This is a genomic window from Psychromonas arctica DSM 14288 (assembly GCF_000482725.1).
GTDB classification, from domain to species: Bacteria; Pseudomonadota; Gammaproteobacteria; order Enterobacterales; family Psychromonadaceae; genus Psychromonas; species Psychromonas arctica.
This window is the reverse complement of the sequence record NZ_KI519477.1, coordinates 363638-381357: the sequence shown is the minus strand read 5'-3', so window position 1 is coordinate 381357 and position 17720 is coordinate 363638. Positions and strand designations below refer to the sequence as shown.

The following is a 17720-nucleotide window of genomic DNA, read 5'->3' as shown; positions in this document are numbered from 1 at the left end:
TACTCTCCTATAAATAAAAAATGCAAAGTACAGCGATCTGCACTTTGCATAAAGTAGTTCATCTCAGTTTTGTCACTTATCCTCGTAGTGCTTTATCACCACGTGCAATACCACAAACACCAGATCTAACTACTTCAACAATTTCACTCGCATCAGAAATTGTTGCTACAAAAGCATCCAATTTTGAACCTACACCAGTTAATTGTATGGTGTAAAGATTTTGAGTGATATCAACAATTTGGCCACGATATATATCACAAGTACGTTTTACTTCTTCACGTGCTTCGCTACCGACAGTACGTACTTTAACCAATAACAATTCACGTTCTACATGTGCACTTTGAGTTAATTCAGTAACGCGTAACACATCCACTAGTTTATGTAGTTGTTTCATCATCTGCTCAAGCTCCGCATGATTAACAACATCTGTTGTAATAGTCATACGAGATAACGTTTTATCGTTAGTCGGTGATACGGTTAATGATTCAATGTTGTAAGCTCGTTGTGAAAAAAGACCAACAACACGAGACAATGCGCCTGATTCGTTCTCTAGTAAAACAGCTATAATTCTACGCATCAGTTTTCTCCGTTTTGCTTAGGTACATATCTTCCATACTGCCAGATTTTATTTGCATCGGATAAACATGTTCTTCTGGATCAATCGCAACATCAATAAAGACAACACGATCTTTTAATTCGAATGCACGTATTAATGCAGGCTCAAGTTCTTCAATTTTATCAACTTTAATACCGATATGGTTATAGGCTTCAGATAATTTAACAAAATCAGGCACACTATCCATATAAGAATGAGATTGACGACCACCATAGAACATTTTTTGCCACTGTTTTACCATACCTAGAGAGCGATTGTTCAATAGTAAAATCACCAGAGGAATGTTGTATTGCATACAAGTTGATAACTCTTGAATGTTCATCTGAATAGAGCCATCACCAGTGACACAAACAACTGGACGATCTGGGAAAGCTATTTTACAACCCATTGCAGCTGGTAAGCCGAAGCCCATCGTACCTGCACCACCTGAGTTAATCCATTGGCGAGGTTCTTTAAACGGATAATATTGCGCAGCAACCATTTGATGTTGACCAACATCAGAAGTAACGATGGCATCACCTTTCGTTACTTTATATAAACATTGGATCACTTGTTGAGGTTTGATATGTGTATCTGATGTTTTGTAAGCAAGGCAATCTTTAGCGCGCCACTCATTAATCTGATCCCACCAAGCATTAATACTTTCACTATCATTAGTCGCTTGAGTTTCTTCGATTAGATCTAACATCTGCTGCAATACCACTTCAACACTACCTACAATCGGTAAGTCTGCGTGAATATTTTTTGAAATAGATGTCGGGTCGATATCAATATGCATGATTTTTGCGTTTGGACAGAATTTATCTACATTATTAGTCACACGGTCATCAAAGCGAGCACCACAAGAAAAAATCAAATCTGCATTATGCATTGAGTTGTTTGCTTCGTAAGTACCGTGCATGCCTAACATACCGATAAATTGTTTGTGCTCACCAGGAAATGCGCCTAAACCCATCAAGGTATTGGTTACTGGTAGGTTTAACTTTTCAGCAAGTTCTAATACTTGTTTTGATGCATTAGCAATAATGGCACCACCACCCACATATAACACAGGTTTTCTAGCATTTACTAATGCTGCTACAGCGCGTTTTATTTGCCCTTTATGGCCACTTAAAGTTGGGTTATATGAACGTAAGCTAATGTTTTCAGGATATTCATAAGGGAATTTGTTAAGTGGGTTTTGTACATCTTTTGGCAGTTCGATAACTACTGGACCCGGTCGACCCGTTGAAGCAATATAAAATGCCTTTTTGATAGCCATTGGGATTTCTTCAGCGGTACGGCATGAAAAGCTATGTTTTACAATTGGACGAGAAACACCGATCATGTCGGTTTCTTGGAAAGCATCGTCGCCAATCCAGAACGTAGGTACTTGACCTGATAAAACAACTAATGGAATTGAATCCATGTAAGCCGTTGCAATACCTGTAATACAGTTTGTTGCGCCTGGCCCCGCTGTTACTAATACACAGCCTACTTTACCGGTTGCTCGTGAGTAAGCATCAGCCATGTGTACTGCAGCTTGCTCATGACGTACTAAATAATGTTCAATTTTATCAGATTGAAAAATTGCATCGTATATATCTAAAACTGAACCGCCTGGGTAGCCAAAGATATGTTCTATACCTTCGTCCTGTAGTGAACGCACTACCATTTCGGCGCCTGAAAGCATTTCCATAATTTGTATCCTTATACAATCGGTTAATTGCGTCGTTTTCTACCTGTATCGGATAGAAGCGAACCTTGCTTAAATGAACCTTTAACTTTACGTTAATGAAAATAAAATGCATCTAATAAAAGTAAAAAATTGTATTTTTTTTCTATTTTTTTAGTTTCTTAGGGATTTTGAAAATACGCTAAATACTAATAACAAGCATTTAGCGTATTTAGAGCGATAACAAGCGTGTTTATACTTATTCATAATATTTAAATAATAAGGTGTTGGCTTATCAATATTGATATTGCTTGAGTGCCTATAGGGTTTAAAAATCAACTCAATTTGCTGCAATTAAAGTGAGTTCGAGGCAATCTGTAGATTCTCCGCTGCAAGATGCTTATTAATTTTAAATGTTCTCTATTTATTTTATCGATAATTGGTTAAAATTCGGCTCTTTTTACGAATATATCAATAGTGAGCCTCAATGTTTGAAGTAAACCCTATTCTTAATCAACTTAAAGACCTGACTGAGCGTGCTGAAATGCTTAGGGGGTACCTTTGACTATGATTCAAAAGTGGAACGACTTGAAGAAGTTAGCCGTGAACTAGAATCTTCTGAAGTATGGAATGATCCAGAACATGCACAAGCATTAGGAAAAGAACGTAGTAGCCTTGAATTAGTGGTGAAAACCATTGATGCATTAACAGAAGGTACTGACGATATTGAAATGCTGGTGGAGATGGCTGTAGAAGAAAGCGACCAAGACAGCTTTGATGAAGCGGTTAAAGAAGCCAATGACCTTGAAAAGCAACTTGAAGTGCTAGAGTTTCGCCGGATGTTTTCGGGCAAACAAGATGCATGTTCTTGTTATCTTGATATTCAATCAGGTTCAGGCGGTACAGAAGCGCAAGATTGGGCAAATATGCTGTTACGTATGTATTTACGTTGGGGTGAAGCTAATGGATATAAAACCGAGCTAATGGAAGCGACACCTGGTGATGTTGCAGGCATTAAAGGCGCGACTATTCGTTTTAGTGGTGAATATGCCTATGGTTGGTTACGTACTGAAACCGGTGTACATCGTTTAGTGCGTAAGTCACCCTTTGACTCATCGGGTAAACGCCATACCTCGTTTGCATCGGCATTTATTTACCCTGAAATCGATGACAATATCGATATTCAAATTAATCCTGCTGATTTACGTATTGATGTATATCGTGCCTCAGGAGCGGGTGGGCAGCACGTTAATACAACCGAGTCGGCTGTACGTATTACGCATACGCCAACCAATATTGTTGTACAGTGTCAAAATGACCGTTCACAACATAAAAATAAAGACCAAGCGATGAAACAATTACGTGCCAAATTATATGAGCACGAATTACAATTACAAAATGCAGAAAAGCAGATCAATGAAGATGGTAAGTCTGATATTGGCTGGGGTAGCCAAATTCGTTCTTACGTCTTGGATGACTCTCGTATTAAAGATTTACGCACCGGTGTTGAAAACCGTAACACCCAAGTAGTATTAGATGGCGATTTAAATAAATTTATCGAAGCAAGTCTGAAATCTGGATTATAAATAGAGTAAATAGCATGTGCCTTATATTCACGTACGTAATATAAGGCACATTTAGAAACAAATTATGTAAGACACTAAACCGATAGGAACTATCATGTCAGAGCAAAACCAAGCAGAAGCACCACAAGAAGAGTTGAACGATATTTTAACAGCACGTCTAGAAAAATTAGATGCTATGCGTGAAAAGGGACAAGCATTCCCGAATGATTTCCGTCGTAAAAATATCTCAGATGAACTGCATAAGCTTTATGACGAAAAGAGCAAAGAAGAACTAGAAGAGTTAGCCGTTGAAGTTAGCGTCGCTGGCCGTATGATGACACGTCGTATTATGGGTAAAGCAAGCTTTGCGACTATCCAAGATATGGGCGGTCAAGTTCAAGTCTATGTTGCACGTGATAACTTAGCTGAAGGTTTTTACAATACTGAATTCAAAAAATGGGATTTAGGCGATATTGTTGGTGCTACTGGTGTTTTATTTAAAACAAAAACAGATGAATTAAGCATTAAAGTATCAGAAATCCGTATTTTGACTAAAGCACTGCGTCCATTACCTGATAAATTCCACGGGTTATCAGATACTGAAGCTTGTTACCGTCAACGTTACCTTGATTTAATTGCTAATGAATCTTCTCGTAAAACATTTATTTTACGTAACAAGATCGTAACCGCTATCCGTACTTACTTAAATGAACGTAATTTCATGGAAGTAGAAACGCCAATGTTACAAGCTATCCCGGGCGGAGCAACGGCTAAGCCTTTTGAAACATTCCATAATGCATTAGATTTACCTATGTATTTACGTATTGCGCCAGAATTAAATCTTAAACGTTTAGTAGTTGGTGGCTTTGAGCGTGTATTTGAAATTAACCGTAGCTTCCGTAACGAAGGTGTTTCAACGCGTCATAACCCTGAATTCACTATGATTGAGTTCTACCAAGCTTACGCTGACTACATTGACCTAATGAACTTAACAGAAGATATGTTACGTACTATTACTGAAAATGTATTAGGCTCAAGCATTGTTAAATACGGTGAAGAAACGTTTGATTTTGGCAAACCTTTTATACGTTTAACAATGAAAGAGTCAATCCTTGAATATAACGAAGGCATCGAAGCTGCTGAATTAGAAAGCATGGAAGGATTAAAAGCCTTAGCAAAACGTTTAGACATTCACTTAAAAGATAGTTGGGGCGAAGGTAAAGTCTTAACAGAGATCTTTGAAGAGACGGCTGAGCACAAGTTAATGCAACCTACGTTCATTACTGCTTACCCTGCGGAAGTGTCACCATTAGCTCGTCGTAACGATGAAAACCCAGAAGTAACAGATCGTTTCGAATTCTTTGTCGGTGGTCGTGAATTAGCGAATGGATTCTCTGAGTTAAATGATTCACAAGACCAAGCGCAACGTTTCATGGATCAAGTCGCACAGAAAGAATCGGGTGATGATGAAGCAATGTTCTACGATGCTGATTACATTACTGCACTAGAGCATGGTTTACCACCAACAGCTGGTGAAGGTATTGGTATCGACCGTTTAGTGATGTTGTTTACTGATAGCCATACGATTCGTGACGTATTATTATTTCCACATATGCGCCCGCAAGCTAAATAATTATTATAAGATAACCTTCTACTGAATATTATCTTGGTAAATAAAAGCCTCGTTTTTCACGGGGCTTTTTTATCACCAGAAAATGTCGTACCTTTTAACTTTTAACTTTTAACTTTTAACTTCTAACTTTCGACTTTGACATGGGATAAAATGCGATCAGCTAGAAATTCAACTGGCTTTCTAATTGTGCAATAAAGTGATTTAAACCCGCTTCATCCACTTCATTAAAACGCTCGGTTATTGGACTATCAATATCCAATACTGCCACTGTTTTGCCATTGTAATTGATAGGAATAACAATTTCAGATTGGCTCGCTGCATCACAAGCAATGTGTCCTGGGAATTCATGTACATCGGCAATGCGTTGTGTTGTATTAGTACTGAAGGCTTTCCCGCAAACACCCTTGTCTAGATCGATGCGGTAACAAGCAACATTGCCTTGAAATGGCCCCAATACCAATTGCTCGCCCTTTAAAACGTAAAAACCTACCCAGTTTATATTGTTTAAATTCATGTTTAGTAATGCACTGATATTAGCTAGTTTGGCAGTTAAATCTTGTTCATCTTCAATCAATGCTAAGGCTTGTTTAGTCAGTAATTGATAGTCGGCTAATGTTTTCATTTTTATCTACTTAATTAATGGTTATATGGCATAGAGAATAAATATTTTTATTTTTAACGCAAGCATAAATCACTGTGTAGCAAGCGATGTGAGTGAAAGTATGGTTTTTTTTAAATTTAAATACTTTTTTTACCTATTTTGCACATTCTTTGCACATTCAATTGTTAGCCTAGTATTAGTAATTTTATCTTGAGAGGATCTTTTAATGAAAAAATGTGTAAATGTAATGATTGCATTAGCAATGGTTGTGGGTGTAACCAGTCAAAGTTATGCACAAGACTCACAGGAAAGGGGACCTAAAGGTGCTCGGCCTGATTTCTCAAGCATTGATAGCAATAATAGTGGTGAAATTGATTTTGATGAGTTTTCAGCACAAACATTGCCTCATGGTGATCACCAAACCGTATTTGATGATATTGATGCAGATGGTAACGGTGTGATTAGTGAGCAAGAATTTAGCGATCATAAACCACCTCGTCCACAACAACGTCAATAACAGGAAGCATTCTTATGATTAGTTCAATCAGTTCTGGTTCATCAGTCACAATGCCTACGTCATCACGTTCAGAGAAAGTATTAACGGAAGAGCAACAAACGCTTATTTCAGACACATTATCTGAACTGGATGCAGACAATTTAACAACAGCCGATGCCTTAAGTATTATCGATACATTTTCTGAGGCTGGTATTGAGCCAGGCAAAGCTATGGAATCTGCATTGTCTGAATTGGGTTTTGGTGCAAAAGAGATTGGTGATTTAGCCAATGTCGAAGGCGATCGTCCACCTCCGCCGCCACCTCCTGCGCAAAGTTCAGATGAAATCAGTTCAATGGCGAGCTATTTAGAAGAATTGTTAGAAGAAACGTTAGCGGCGAATGATGCCGACAGTGTTGAACAATTAACTGAAGAGCAGCGTTTCTCTGTGTACGCACAGGTGATGGAGAAATTTGGTATCGAAGAGGGTGACTCTTTAATTGATACCGTTGCCTAGTGACATTCCATTTAGCTGATAGCTCTTTTTTATTAGCGCATGACTGTATTATGTAACCTCAGTGCTGGATATGCATTGAGGTTATTTATTTTTATAATCATCAATCATCGTTTTAATAGTACGCTTACTGCATATTTTCATCATTTCTGTTTATTCAACTTACTCAACCATCAAACGCTTATTTGAATAGACTATTCATTTGCGTTTGATAAGTGCTTTGTCATATTAAAGTCATTCACATGATAAATTGAATAACAGATGCGCATCTATCTCAAAGGCTAGATACACAAGCAAATAGAGTAACCGACTGTATTGAGTTAGGTATCAGAGTTAGGTAATAGTATCGCTAATGATAGTTAGGTAATGGCATAGTTAATGAGAGACAACGGGATGTTGGATGGATAGTCAGATGAGTGCATTTAATAGCATCATTAATTGATATGATTATTAAGTAATAACTACGTTAGTATTTCTAAATATCAGTTTAGGTTCAACAATGAATGTGCTGTGATCTATTTAACTATCAGCGATTTAACTATCAGCGATTTAACTGTCAGCTATTTAACTGTCAGCTATTTAACTATGAGCGATTAACATATGCAGTAATTCGATCCTGGTAAACCCTAAACAAGTGTTAACTGATACGATTATTTAGTAACGAGTATTGATAAAGAGAACCGTCATAATGAAAATCCATAACAAACTTTTTTTAGTTTTTTTCAGCTTTAGTTTATTACTCGTGACAGCTTTGGTACTACTCATTCAATGGAGTATTGGTAAGGGGATTGTTGAATATGTTAACAGTAAACAGATGGAGTCATTGCAGCCTTTAGTGGTTCAGCTGCAGCAAGAATATAAAAAAGATGGCACTTGGCAAGGGTTGCAAGGTCAACATAAAAGGTTTGGCGATTTACTGTTTTTCAACTTGAGTCATAATGATGACGAACCCTCGCCGACAGAATTAACGAGAAGACCTCCTCCTGAATTTGGTCGACCGCCCCCCCCAAGAGACGGAGTTCCTCGGCCGATGCAAAGACCTGGCTTTGCTTTGTTTGATCAAGACAACAATCTAGTGGCAGGGCATTATATTGAAGGGTCTGAATACAGTAAAACGTTGCTCGAGGTTGATAATAAAAATATTGGTTGGTTAATGATCCCGCAACACAAAAAAATAACCGATGGTTATGAACTCGATTTTATCAAACAACAGCAAAGTTACTTATGGATCATTGCCTTAGTTGCGATGGGGCTAGTGGTGTTAATCACTTTTCCATTAGCACGCCATATTGCTGAACCTATTAAGAAAATAATTTTTGGCATGCACCAGTTGACCCAGGGTAATTATCTTCAACATATCGATGTAAATAGAAAAGATGAGCTGGGCGAATTAAGCAGAGACTTTAATGAATTAGCATTAACACTGCATGAGAATGAAGATGCACGTAAACGTTGGTTAGCGAATATATCACATGAATTACGAACACCGGTGGCGATTCTAAGGGGGGAATTAGAGGCCATGCTCGATGGGGTGCGTCCACTCGAGAAAAGTAATATTGATTCAGCTAACGATGAAGTGAAACATTTGCAGCACCTTATTGATGACTTACATCAACTAACAAGCGCGGATATAGGTGGTATGCATTATCGTAAAAAAAATATTAACTTAAGCGACTGGTTAGCCTCAGAGGTTAATAAATTTAGCAGTTACTTATCGGTTGCTGGAACCTCGTTGACAGTTGATATTAAAGCACCTGTTGCGATTATTTTTGCTGATAGTATTCGCTTATGTCAGTTGTTTGAAAACTTGATGAACAATTGCATTAAATACGCTGAAGCGAATGTAATGAAAATATCACTGGTTGTTGAGCAACAAGCAATGAATCCCATTGTGAGAGTGACAGTAGAAGATAATGGTGTGGGAGTGCCTGAACAGCATTTATCACATTTATTTGAATATTTATATCGTGTTGAAGATTCAAGAAATCGTAAAACTGGGGGGGCTGGTCTTGGATTGTCTATTTGTGCGCATATTGTTACTGCACATCAAGGGCATATTTATGCACAAGCGTCTGAACTGGGTGGATTAGCGATCATTATTGAGCTACCGTTGAGCCAATAATGTATTTGATCTGTTTTGGATGATTGAGACTTGCTTCTTGAAACTTAGCTATTTAGCGATTCAGTAGCAGTACTCTAGATCATTGTAAGTTTTGGGCAGGTGTTACCTTTTGGTGACATAGGGGGTAAATCATTAAGGTTGATAATGTGTCAAATTCAATATTGATTGTAGAAGATGAAATAAAGCTAGCTAATTTGTTAGCTGATTACTTCAAGCTAACTGAGTATCAGCCACAGCAAATTCATCATGGAGATCAAGTGGTGAGCTGGGTAAAAGCGAACCAACCAACGGTCATATTATTGGATATTATGTTACCAGGTAAAGACGGTATTACGCTGTGTAAGGAAATTCGCCAATTTTCTAACGTACCTATTTTGATGGTGACAGCCAAAGTCGATGAAGACGACCGGTTGTTAGGTTTAGACTTAGGTGCTGATGATTATATTTGTAAACCATTTAGCCCTAAAGAAGTGGTGGCCAGAGTCAAAGCGGTATTAAGAAGAGGCCAGCTGAACAACGTTGCTATTGAACCGGATTTAAAGTTAGATCAAGAACGCTTAGTAGTTAGTTTTAATCACATCGAAATTGCACTGACTTCTGTTGAGTTTCAATTGCTTAAACCACTTGCTAATAAACCGGGGCGGATCTTTACGCGTGAACAATTAATGCAGAGCATGTATTCAGATGACCGCATTGTTAATAATCGTACCATTGATAGTCATATTAAAAAATTAAGAAAAAAATTGGCAGATATCAGCCAAGGCCAAGATCTTATTCAATCAGTATATGGTGCAGGCTATCGGTTAGTGGTGGAGTCAGCTCCATCAGCTTAATTTAGTGGTTAACTACTGTCGGAGTGGGAAAAGGGCAGTTCAAACAGCATCATTGAGTTATCTCTTATGATGACAACCCAGTACTACACAGGCATATTTTTTAGGTTGCAAGAATCATCTTATAGATAGGTATCAATAGTTGGAAGGGCAAGGGGATAACTAAATTTTAGACAAAAAAATACCTGCTCGAAAGCAGGTATTTTAAAACATTAAAGTATTGTTACTGATTACTCAGCTTCAACAATTTCAAGGTTTACAATTGAAGTTACGTCAGAATGTACTGTAACAGTGATCTCGTAAGAACCTGTTAAACGTAAAGCACCTTCAGGAAGACGAACTTCACTTTTAGCAACAGCTACACCAGCAGCAGTGATTGCATCAGCAATATCACGCGTACCGATTGAACCGAACAGTTTACCAGCATCACCAGCTTTAGAAGTGATAACAACCGCTTCTAATGCAGAGATAGCTTCACCACGTGCTTGAGCAGCAGCTAGGTTAGCAGCTTGCTTAGCTTCTAATTCAGCACGACGTGCTTCAAAAGCTTCTAAGTTTGCTTTGTTTGCTGGAACAGCTTTTTGCTGTGGGAAAAGAAAGTTACGTGCGTAACCTGCTTTAACGTTAACTTTATCGCCAAGTTTACCAAGGTTAGCAACTGTATCTTGTAGAATAATTTCCATAATATATAGCTCCTATTTACTTGTGTAAATCTGTGTAAGGTAAAAGCGACAAGTAACGTGCACGTTTGATAGCGCGCGCTAGTTGGCGTTGGTATTTTGCACATGTGCCAGTAATACGGCTAGGTACGATTTTACCACTTTCAGTGATATAGTTTTTTAATGTAACAACGTCTTTGTAATCAATCTCAACAACTTTTTCAGCTGTGAATCGACAGAATTTACGACGGCGAAAATAACGAGCCATGGTAGTTCCTTAAATTTGTTCTATGTACTGAGCATGCAACACCAACTTACCAAGATTACTCTTGCTCTGATGATAAGTGATAAAACCACTTACTTTAATTTGCATACCTTTCGATAATTTATTCTTCAACTGACTTGCTAATGGTCCACTTGTTGCAATTGGCATATAACAATATGTATTGCGTGGTAATCCAGCTTCTTCTTGCACTGAACGATGTTCTATCGTCAGGTTACAGTGTTCAATGCCGCTAGGGCTTGTTTTATGTATCGGCTTTTCAGTTACGATACCTGTAAGTTGCAAAAAGTTATCAGTCACTCAGTTTCTTATGCTTCTGCTTCTGCTTCTGTTGCAGCAGGCGCAGCTGGTGCAGCATCAAAATCTGGACGTGGAGCACGAGGAGCACGTTCAACACGTTCTTCTTTTGCTTTAGCCACTACAGATGCTTCAGTTACAGCAGATTTAGTACGCATGATCATGTTGCGGATCACAGCGTCGTTGAAACGGAAAGCAGTTTCCAAATCATCGATTACTGTTTGCTCAGCTTCAATATTCATAAGAACATAGTGTGCTTTGTGTAGTTTGTTAATTGGGTAAGCCAGTTGACGACGACCCCAATCTTCTAGACGATGAACAGTACCACCTGCTTCTGTGATAGAAGTAGTGTAACGCTCGATCATACCATTAACTTGTTCACTCTGATCTGGGTGAACCATAAATACGATTTCATAATGACGCATATAAAAATCGCTCCTTACGGGTTAGTAGCTTCATAATTTGGCTCAGCCGTACCAAGTAGAAGCAAGGAACAAAAAGGGTGGCTGATTTAAGCCGGCAGATTGTACAGTTTAGCGACAACTTACGCAAGCAACAAAAGCAAGATAAATACAAAGTTAATGAGAACTTTTGCTTATTGTTTGCATCTATACACTAACAATCTAAAATACTTCGGTTCCCTAATCATTTAAATGAGTTAATTTTGCCTAAATCAGCCTTCCTTTATATCTTAATTATTAACCTTCTCGTGCTAGGTGTGAATATTGGGCTATACATGACACCTCAGGCAATCACTTCTACTACTGAAGTGACAATAGGTGCGAATGCAGGCGCGACAAATATTCAAGCCGATGGTGCACTGGGCAATGCTGTCGATAGAACCATTAATAGCGATGCTGGTGTTGCAGGCGCAAAGCCGAATAGTTCGGCGAATACAACACTATCGACAAAAAAAGAGGCTATCGAACTAGCGCAGCAGTTAAAGCAGCAATCGGCAGAGAAGTTAAAGCAACAACAGCAGCAAACTCAACTGGCTTATTTATTAGCTGAAAACCAACGCTTAATTGACAAAATATCGACGCTAGATAATCAAGTAAATATTCAAGAATCATATTTAGTAGAAAGCCAACAAAAAGAGAAGCAGCTTAAGGCGCTATTAAAAAAAGAGCGTTTACAACATGCTAGTTTATTAAGCTCGCCTATCAATCGCATTAAAACGTCCATCGATCAACAACCCGATCTGCTTAAAAATAAAAAGGCAGGTCAAGGTAGCATTGAAGAAAATAATGCTATTGCAGATCAAGACTTCATTGATATTGCAATTGAAAACAACAGCATCAAAACAGATATTGTTGATTCAAATGAAGAGATAATAGAGTTACCGGATCGCTTTAGCGGTGCTGTCGAATTCGGTTTTAAGTATGAGCAAGATAATCAAATTACACAAAACTTACGCGGGCGATTGATATTAGATTACAACGAAGTGGATCAATACAATATTAACAGTGATATTGAGTTTAAGTCTGAATCGGAAGACAGTGAAGAAACCGCGCAAAAGCTTCGCTGGCAGTTACAGGGAAACTACAATTTAGACCCAATGAACTTAGTTTTTGTCCGTAGTGATATTAAACGTAGTAAATTTGCATCTTATGAGCAGGAAGATATCTTTACCGTTGGTTACGGGCATATTTTCTTTAATGAAAATAACCATAAATTTAACACTGAGTTTGGCCCCGGCTATAAATTCGCTGAGCCGAATGCTGATGAAGATGCTGTTTCTATTAATGAATTTATATTACGTACACGGCTGAATTATGAAAGGATTGTGAGTGAAAGCTTGCAAGTGTCGTTACAAGGAGTATTTGAAGTAGGGCATTCTAATAGTGTTTATGGTGTGGAGTTTAAAGCTCAGAATAGAATTTATCAGCAGTTATATTTAATCTTCGATGTTGACTATAAATATAATCAAAATGTACCTGAGAATACTGAAAATAAAGAGGTTTCGACGGGGTTTAATATTCAATATGCATTCTAGTAAAAAAAGAAACGCTACACAGCGAGTAATGACTGCCTAGCGTTGATTGATTTTATTTGTCGTGAACCGAAATTGCTGATTTTTTAGCTTAACAATAACTTGATTTAAGATATTTTTTTGCTTTTTACTTCTTATTTAACGGCGTTGGCGTACCACTTCAAATAAACAAATACCCGTTGCAACCGATACATTTAAACTTGAAACAGCACCTGCCATTGGTAATTTAATCAGTTCATCACAATGTTCGCGTGTTAAACGGCGTAGCCCTTTGCCTTCCGCTCCCATCGCTAACGCCATGCCACTTTGTAGCTTACAATCATAAAGGCTTTGTTCTGCTTCACCGGCGGTACCGTAAATCCAGATCCCTTTGTCTTGTAAACCACGCATCGCACGCGCTAGGTTAGTCACATGGATTAATGGAATCGATTCTGCTGCGCCACAGGCCACTTTACGTACTACTGGTGTTAAGCTGGCTGAGTTGTCTTTAGGAATGATCACTGCGTGTACGCCAGCTGCTTCAGCGCTTCGTAAACAAGCGCCTAAATTGTGCGGGTCGGTTACACCATCTAAAATCAATAAAAAAGGAGGTACATCGAGAGCCGCTAAAATAGGCTCTAGATCATTGTCAGTTAATACTTTCATCGCTTTTACACGTGCCATAATACCTTGGTGCTGCTCTCCATCAGATTTGTCATCTAATGCTTTACGTTGCATCAATTGTACTGAGACACCCCATTCTTTTGCTTTGTTAAGCACATCATTTAAACGTTCGTCATCACGTCCTTTTAGGGCGTAAATTTCAATAACACGTTCTGGTTGTTTTTCTAATAGCGCATCAACGGCATGCATACCGTAAATAATTTCACTTTTACTCATGTTGTTTCTCTAATCTTTAATATCTAAATCGGGATAAGTTCTATAGTCGCTAATTGACAGTGAGTAAATTAGCGACTTAGACAGAAATGTTATTATTCTGCTTTCTTAGCCTTGTTACGTGTACGTTCAGCACGTCCTGGACGACTTTTCTTGGTTGCTGTTGTTTTTTTCTTCTTAGACGACGCAGTATTCTTTTCGCCTTGTGCCACTTTTCTTTGCGGCTTTTTCTTTTGCTTGTTAGCAGCCTTTCTCTTTGCAAGCTCTTCTTCTGTTAGTTTTTTGCCTGTTCGTTTAACTGCTCTTTTAGGTTGCTGAGTTGATTCATCATCCGTTGCTTGCTTGGATTGCTGCTCTTCTTCGCTTCCTGACTTACTGCGTGCGCGTTTGTCGATAGGGCGATCTGACGTCTTACTTTCAGGTTTACGGCCTCGCTTACGTTGACCAGCGACTGCTTCATCGGCTAATTCAAAATCAATTTTTTTATCGTCTAAATTAACAGAAAGTACTTTCACTTCTAATACGTCACCAATACGATAAACACGACCAGTTCGCTCACCTTTTAAGGTTTGTTTGCCGGCATCAAAAATATAGTAATCAGACACTAAGCCAGTGACATGCACTAAACCATCGATATGAATATCATTTAAGCGTACAAAGAAACCAAAGTTGGTAACAGCTGCAATAGTACCAACCATAGTATCGCCTATATGGTCTTGCATATATTCACATTTTAATGCGTCAGCTACATCACGTGTAGCATCATCGGCACGGCGTTCTGTCATTGAACAATGCTCACCTAAAAATCCCATTTCATCGTGTTGATAATGGTAACCGCCGGTTTCAGTCCATTTCTGTTTCAGTTGACCTGCTTCTTGATGTTTCACTATATATTTAATAGCGCGGTGTAAAATCAAGTCTGGGTAACGACGAATTGGCGAAGTAAAGTGAGAATACTCTTCTAATGCTAAACCAAAATGACCTAAGTTTTCATCTTGATACACGGCCTGCTTCATTGAACGCAGTAACATGGTTTGCAATAGTTCACTATCTTCACGGTCAGCAAAGGTTTCCGCTAAATCTGCATAGTCACGAGGGTCTGGTTTATCTCCGCCACCAAGACTTAAACCTAATTCGGCTAAAAACGAGCGGAAGTTCGCTAATTTTTCTTCGCTTGGGGTTTCATGTACACGGAATAAAGCAGCGGCATCGGCAGCACCAATTAAACGGGCAGAAGCAACGTTTGCTTGGATCATACATTCTTCAATGATCTTATGCGCATCGTTACGCACTAGCGGCACAATCGCATCAATCTTACGTGCTTCATTAAAGAGGAAACGAACTTCTAATGTTTCAAATTCCATACCGCCACGAATATGACGTGCTTTTTTGAAGGCTTTATAAAGATGTTCTAATTCTTCTAAGTGAGGCACTAATGGCTGGTACTGTTCACGAAGAGGTTGATCACCCTCTAAAATAGCTGCCACTTTAGTGTAAGTGAAACGCGCGTGAGAGTTCATTACTGCTTCGTAAAATTTATAATCTGTTAATTGACCGGATTGAGAAATAACCATTTCGCTGACCATACATAAACGGTCAACCTGAGGGTTTAAAGAACATAAACCATTCGATAATACTTCAGGTAGCATAGGAATAACTTGGTCTGGGAAATAAACAGAGTTACCGCGGTTAATCGCTTCTTTATCTAAAATTGTCCCTTTGCCAACGTAATAACTTACATCGGCAATCGCAACCCATAAGCGCCAGCCGCCACCAGGTTCTTTTTGACAGAATACTGCATCATCAAAGTCACGTGCATCTTCACCATCAATAGTCACTAAGGGTAAATCACGTAGATCTACACGACCTTTTTTAGCTTCTTCAGGCACAAACTCACCAAATGGTTCCAGCTCTTTATCTAAACCTTCAGGCCATTCATGCGGAATGTCATGTGTGCGAAGCGCAATTTCAACTTCCATACCCGGCTCCATATCTTGGCCAAGTACTTCTGTTATTTTACCCGTTGCAGTAAAACGCGCTTTAGGACGTTGTAAAATTTCTACTACAACTATCTGGCCATGGCGAGCACCGCCATTGTTTTCTTTTTGAATAATGATTTCTTGGTTAATACGAGAATCGTCTGGAATAACAGATGAAACGCCATCTTCAACAAAGTAGCGGCCAACAATTGTTTCTTGGCGAGCTTCTAATAAGCGTACAAAACGCGCTTCAGTACGTCCACGTGAATCTACTTTTACTGGTTGCGCTAATATAGTGTCACCGTGGAATAAAAATCGCATTTGGTGATTAGGTAAAAATAGGTCTTTACCTTCGTCTTCAGTTTTTAAGAAACCAAATCCATCTTTGTGGCCAATAACTTTACCTTTAGCAAGGTTAAGTTTGTCAGGCAAACCATAAGTTGCATTGCGACACCAAACTAATTGGCCATCACGTTCCATCGCTTTTAAGCGACGTCTTAGTCCTTCGGCTTCTTCGTCACTGCTGAGAGAGAAAGCATTAAATAATGCATCGCGAGTGATCGGTTTACCGTGTTTTTCGATAAAAGCTAAAATAAACTCACGGTCAGGGACAGGGTGTTCATAAATTTTGGGTTCTTGATCTACAGTAGGATCTAAAGTCATAGTTGTAACTCTTTATAAGGCAATTAATGAAAGTATATCTGAAAATGACTGAAAGCCTGCTTGAATTCAACTATTAAGCGTAATTAATCAAAAAAAATTGATTTTTTTTGTTTTTTTGTCTAATTGCTCATCTATTGAGCAAGTAAACCCTTATTTTCAAAAAAAACACAAAAAAGACTAGACAGGTTTTGCAGTGTTAAGTATTATCCGCGCCACGCTAAAGACGTGAGCACCCGTAGCTCAGCTGGATAGAGCGTTGCCCTCCGGAGGCAAAGGCCACAGGTTCGAATCCTGTCGGGTGCGCCATATTTTCGGATTGCAACATTAATACAGTTCTTTAGTTTATAGTGGCGGATGTAGCTCAGTTGGTAGAGCCCCGGATTGTGATTCCGGTTGTCGCGGGTTCAAACCCCGTCATTCGCCCCATCTTTTCTTGATGTAAAACTAGATACTCGGTGATTAGCGCAGCTTGGTAGCGCATCTCATTGGGTTTATAAAGAGTTGGACCAGAGGGTCTGACCCACAGAAAAAAACTGTAAAATAAAATACTCGGTGATTAGCGCAGCTTGGTAGCGCATCTGGTTTGGGACCAGAGGGTCAGAGGTTCGAATCCTCTATCACCGACCACATTTAAGAATCCTGCTTAGCGTTACTGCTAAGCAGGATTTTTTCGTTTCTGAACCTGAAAATTGTCTTTTAATGGTTTGACCTTACAGGATTGCTCAGACACAAAGCTGTCGCTTGAAAACATTGCTCATATATAAAGCTTCGCTTTTTCGCTGCTGCATCTATCACCGACCACATTTAAGAATCCTGCTTAGCGTTATTGCTAAGCAGAATTTTTTCGTTTCTGAACCTGAAGATTGTCTTTCAATGGTTTGACCTTACAGGATTGCTCAAACACCAAGCTGTCGCTTGAAAACATTGCTCATACATAAAGC

General features: G+C 38.8%; 16 protein-coding genes and 3 tRNA genes. 10 read left to right on the top strand and 9 right to left on the bottom strand.

What is annotated here, in order from left to right:
* Positions 1–76: 76 nt before the first annotated feature.
* Together ilvN and H592_RS0113265 are read right to left on the bottom strand one after the other, a co-directional pair.
* On the bottom strand, positions 77–577 hold the full coding sequence (gene ilvN / locus H592_RS0113270) for an acetolactate synthase small subunit (protein WP_028869190.1): 501 nt from the start codon (positions 575–577) through the stop codon (positions 77–79).
* Positions 570–2294: an acetolactate synthase 3 large subunit gene (locus tag H592_RS0113265; RefSeq protein ID WP_028869189.1), complete on the bottom strand. Its 1725-nt coding sequence runs from the start codon at positions 2292–2294 to the stop codon at positions 570–572. The genes ilvN and H592_RS0113265 overlap by 8 nt, the downstream gene beginning before the upstream one ends.
* 463 nt (positions 2295–2757) lie before the next feature.
* Here H592_RS0113265 and prfB point away from each other — a divergent pair.
* Both prfB and lysS read left to right on the top strand, forming a co-directional pair.
* Positions 2758–3856, top strand: a protein-coding gene (prfB, locus tag H592_RS0113260; RefSeq protein ID WP_169727661.1) for a peptide chain release factor 2 whose coding sequence is annotated in 2 segments (ribosomal slippage) — positions 2758–2832 and positions 2834–3856 — 1098 coding nt in all. Because the reading frame shifts where the segments join, the coding sequence is not laid out codon by codon here.
* A gap of 94 nt (positions 3857–3950) precedes the next feature.
* Entirely contained in the window at positions 3951–5468 is a 1518-nt protein-coding gene (lysS, locus tag H592_RS0113255; RefSeq protein WP_028869187.1) for a lysine--tRNA ligase, read from the top strand.
* A gap of 160 nt (positions 5469–5628) precedes the next feature.
* Here the strand turns inward: lysS and H592_RS0113250 are convergent, their stop codons facing one another.
* A complete protein-coding gene (locus H592_RS0113250; protein ID WP_028869186.1) occupies positions 5629–6090 on the bottom strand; it encodes a GAF domain-containing protein in 462 nt (153 codons plus the stop codon).
* A gap of 205 nt (positions 6091–6295) precedes the next feature.
* Here H592_RS0113250 and H592_RS0113245 point away from each other — a divergent pair, with 205 nt between their 5' ends.
* From H592_RS0113245 to H592_RS0113230, 4 genes are all read left to right on the top strand, one after another.
* Positions 6296–6586: an EF-hand domain-containing protein gene (locus tag H592_RS0113245; protein ID WP_028869185.1), complete on the top strand. Its 291-nt coding sequence runs from the start codon at positions 6296–6298 to the stop codon at positions 6584–6586.
* A 14-nt stretch (positions 6587–6600) separates the two neighbouring features.
* On the top strand, positions 6601–7080 hold the full coding sequence (locus H592_RS0113240) for a hypothetical protein (protein WP_028869184.1): 480 nt from the start codon (positions 6601–6603) through the stop codon (positions 7078–7080).
* 685 nt (positions 7081–7765) lie between these two features.
* Positions 7766–9199: an ATP-binding protein gene (locus tag H592_RS0113235; RefSeq protein ID WP_028869183.1), complete on the top strand. Its 1434-nt coding sequence runs from the start codon at positions 7766–7768 to the stop codon at positions 9197–9199.
* Positions 9200–9345: 146 nt separating this feature from the next.
* A complete protein-coding gene (locus H592_RS0113230) occupies positions 9346–10032 on the top strand; it encodes a response regulator (RefSeq protein WP_028869182.1) in 687 nt (228 codons plus the stop codon).
* A gap of 227 nt (positions 10033–10259) precedes the next feature.
* Here H592_RS0113230 and rplI read toward each other — a convergent pair whose 3' ends face one another.
* From rplI to rpsF, 4 genes are read right to left on the bottom strand one after another with little or no spacing between them, the layout of a single operon-like run.
* Complete coding sequence (rplI, locus tag H592_RS0113225) at positions 10260–10712, bottom strand: 50S ribosomal protein L9 (RefSeq protein WP_028869181.1); 453 nt, start codon at positions 10710–10712, stop codon at positions 10260–10262.
* Between the two features lie 16 nt (positions 10713–10728).
* Entirely contained in the window at positions 10729–10956 is a 228-nt protein-coding gene (rpsR, locus tag H592_RS0113220) for a 30S ribosomal protein S18 (RefSeq protein WP_028869180.1), read from the bottom strand.
* 9 nt (positions 10957–10965) lie between these two features.
* Positions 10966–11271: a primosomal replication protein N gene (gene priB / locus H592_RS0113215; protein ID WP_025563296.1), complete on the bottom strand. Its 306-nt coding sequence runs from the start codon at positions 11269–11271 to the stop codon at positions 10966–10968.
* Positions 11272–11279: 8 nt separating this feature from the next.
* A complete protein-coding gene (gene rpsF, locus H592_RS0113210) occupies positions 11280–11693 on the bottom strand; it encodes a 30S ribosomal protein S6 (RefSeq protein WP_028869179.1) in 414 nt (137 codons plus the stop codon).
* A gap of 311 nt (positions 11694–12004) precedes the next feature.
* Here rpsF and H592_RS0113200 point away from each other — a divergent pair, with 311 nt between their 5' ends.
* Positions 12005–13264: a DUF481 domain-containing protein gene (locus H592_RS0113200; RefSeq protein ID WP_156916119.1), complete on the top strand. Its 1260-nt coding sequence runs from the start codon at positions 12005–12007 to the stop codon at positions 13262–13264.
* Between the two features lie 135 nt (positions 13265–13399).
* Here H592_RS0113200 and rlmB read toward each other — a convergent pair whose 3' ends face one another.
* The gene (rlmB, locus tag H592_RS0113195) at positions 13400–14140 is read right to left on the bottom strand and encodes a 23S rRNA (guanosine(2251)-2'-O)-methyltransferase RlmB (RefSeq protein WP_028869177.1); all 741 of its coding nucleotides are present in this window, start codon (positions 14138–14140) and stop codon (positions 13400–13402) included.
* A gap of 92 nt (positions 14141–14232) precedes the next feature.
* Positions 14233–16779, bottom strand: a complete 2547-nt coding sequence (rnr, locus tag H592_RS0113190; RefSeq protein ID WP_028869176.1) for a ribonuclease R — start codon at positions 16777–16779, stop codon at positions 14233–14235.
* A gap of 229 nt (positions 16780–17008) precedes the next feature.
* On the opposite strand from rnr, the gene H592_RS0113185 reads away from it, so the two are divergent.
* The 3 genes from H592_RS0113185 to H592_RS0113175 all read left to right on the top strand — a co-directional run bounded on the left by H592_RS0113185 (position 17009) and on the right by H592_RS0113175 (position 17406).
* Positions 17009–17085: transfer RNA gene (locus H592_RS0113185), tRNA-Arg, on the top strand.
* A gap of 44 nt (positions 17086–17129) precedes the next feature.
* Positions 17130–17205, top strand: a tRNA-His gene (locus tag H592_RS0113180).
* A 124-nt stretch (positions 17206–17329) separates the two neighbouring features.
* Positions 17330–17406, top strand: a tRNA-Pro gene (locus H592_RS0113175).
* Positions 17407–17720 lie beyond the last annotated feature (314 nt).

Bases quoted from the DNA above. Each gene is read 5' to 3' on its own strand.
- H592_RS0113265 (WP_028869189.1), bottom strand. From the start codon at position 2,294: ATGGAAATGCTTTCAGGCGCCGAAATGGTAGTGCGTTCACTACAGGAC.
- H592_RS0113245 (WP_028869185.1), top strand. From the start codon at position 6,296: ATGAAAAAATGTGTAAATGTAATGATTGCATTAGCAATGGTTGTGGGT.
- rnr (WP_028869176.1), bottom strand. From the start codon at position 16,779: ATGACTTTAGATCCTACTGTAGATCAAGAACCCAAAATTTATGAACAC.
- ilvN (WP_028869190.1), bottom strand. From the start codon at position 577: ATGCGTAGAATTATAGCTGTTTTACTAGAGAACGAATCAGGCGCATTG.
- rpsR (WP_028869180.1), bottom strand. From the start codon at position 10,956: ATGGCTCGTTATTTTCGCCGTCGTAAATTCTGTCGATTCACAGCTGAA.
- H592_RS0113240 (WP_028869184.1), top strand. From the start codon at position 6,601: ATGATTAGTTCAATCAGTTCTGGTTCATCAGTCACAATGCCTACGTCA.
- rlmB (WP_028869177.1), bottom strand. From the start codon at position 14,140: ATGAGTAAAAGTGAAATTATTTACGGTATGCATGCCGTTGATGCGCTA.
- H592_RS0113200 (WP_156916119.1), top strand. From the start codon at position 12,005: ATGACACCTCAGGCAATCACTTCTACTACTGAAGTGACAATAGGTGCG.
- lysS (WP_028869187.1), top strand. From the start codon at position 3,951: ATGTCAGAGCAAAACCAAGCAGAAGCACCACAAGAAGAGTTGAACGAT.
- H592_RS0113250 (WP_028869186.1), bottom strand. From the start codon at position 6,090: ATGAAAACATTAGCCGACTATCAATTACTGACTAAACAAGCCTTAGCA.
- rplI (WP_028869181.1), bottom strand. From the start codon at position 10,712: ATGGAAATTATTCTACAAGATACAGTTGCTAACCTTGGTAAACTTGGC.
- H592_RS0113235 (WP_028869183.1), top strand. From the start codon at position 7,766: ATGAAAATCCATAACAAACTTTTTTTAGTTTTTTTCAGCTTTAGTTTA.
- rpsF (WP_028869179.1), bottom strand. From the start codon at position 11,693: ATGCGTCATTATGAAATCGTATTTATGGTTCACCCAGATCAGAGTGAA.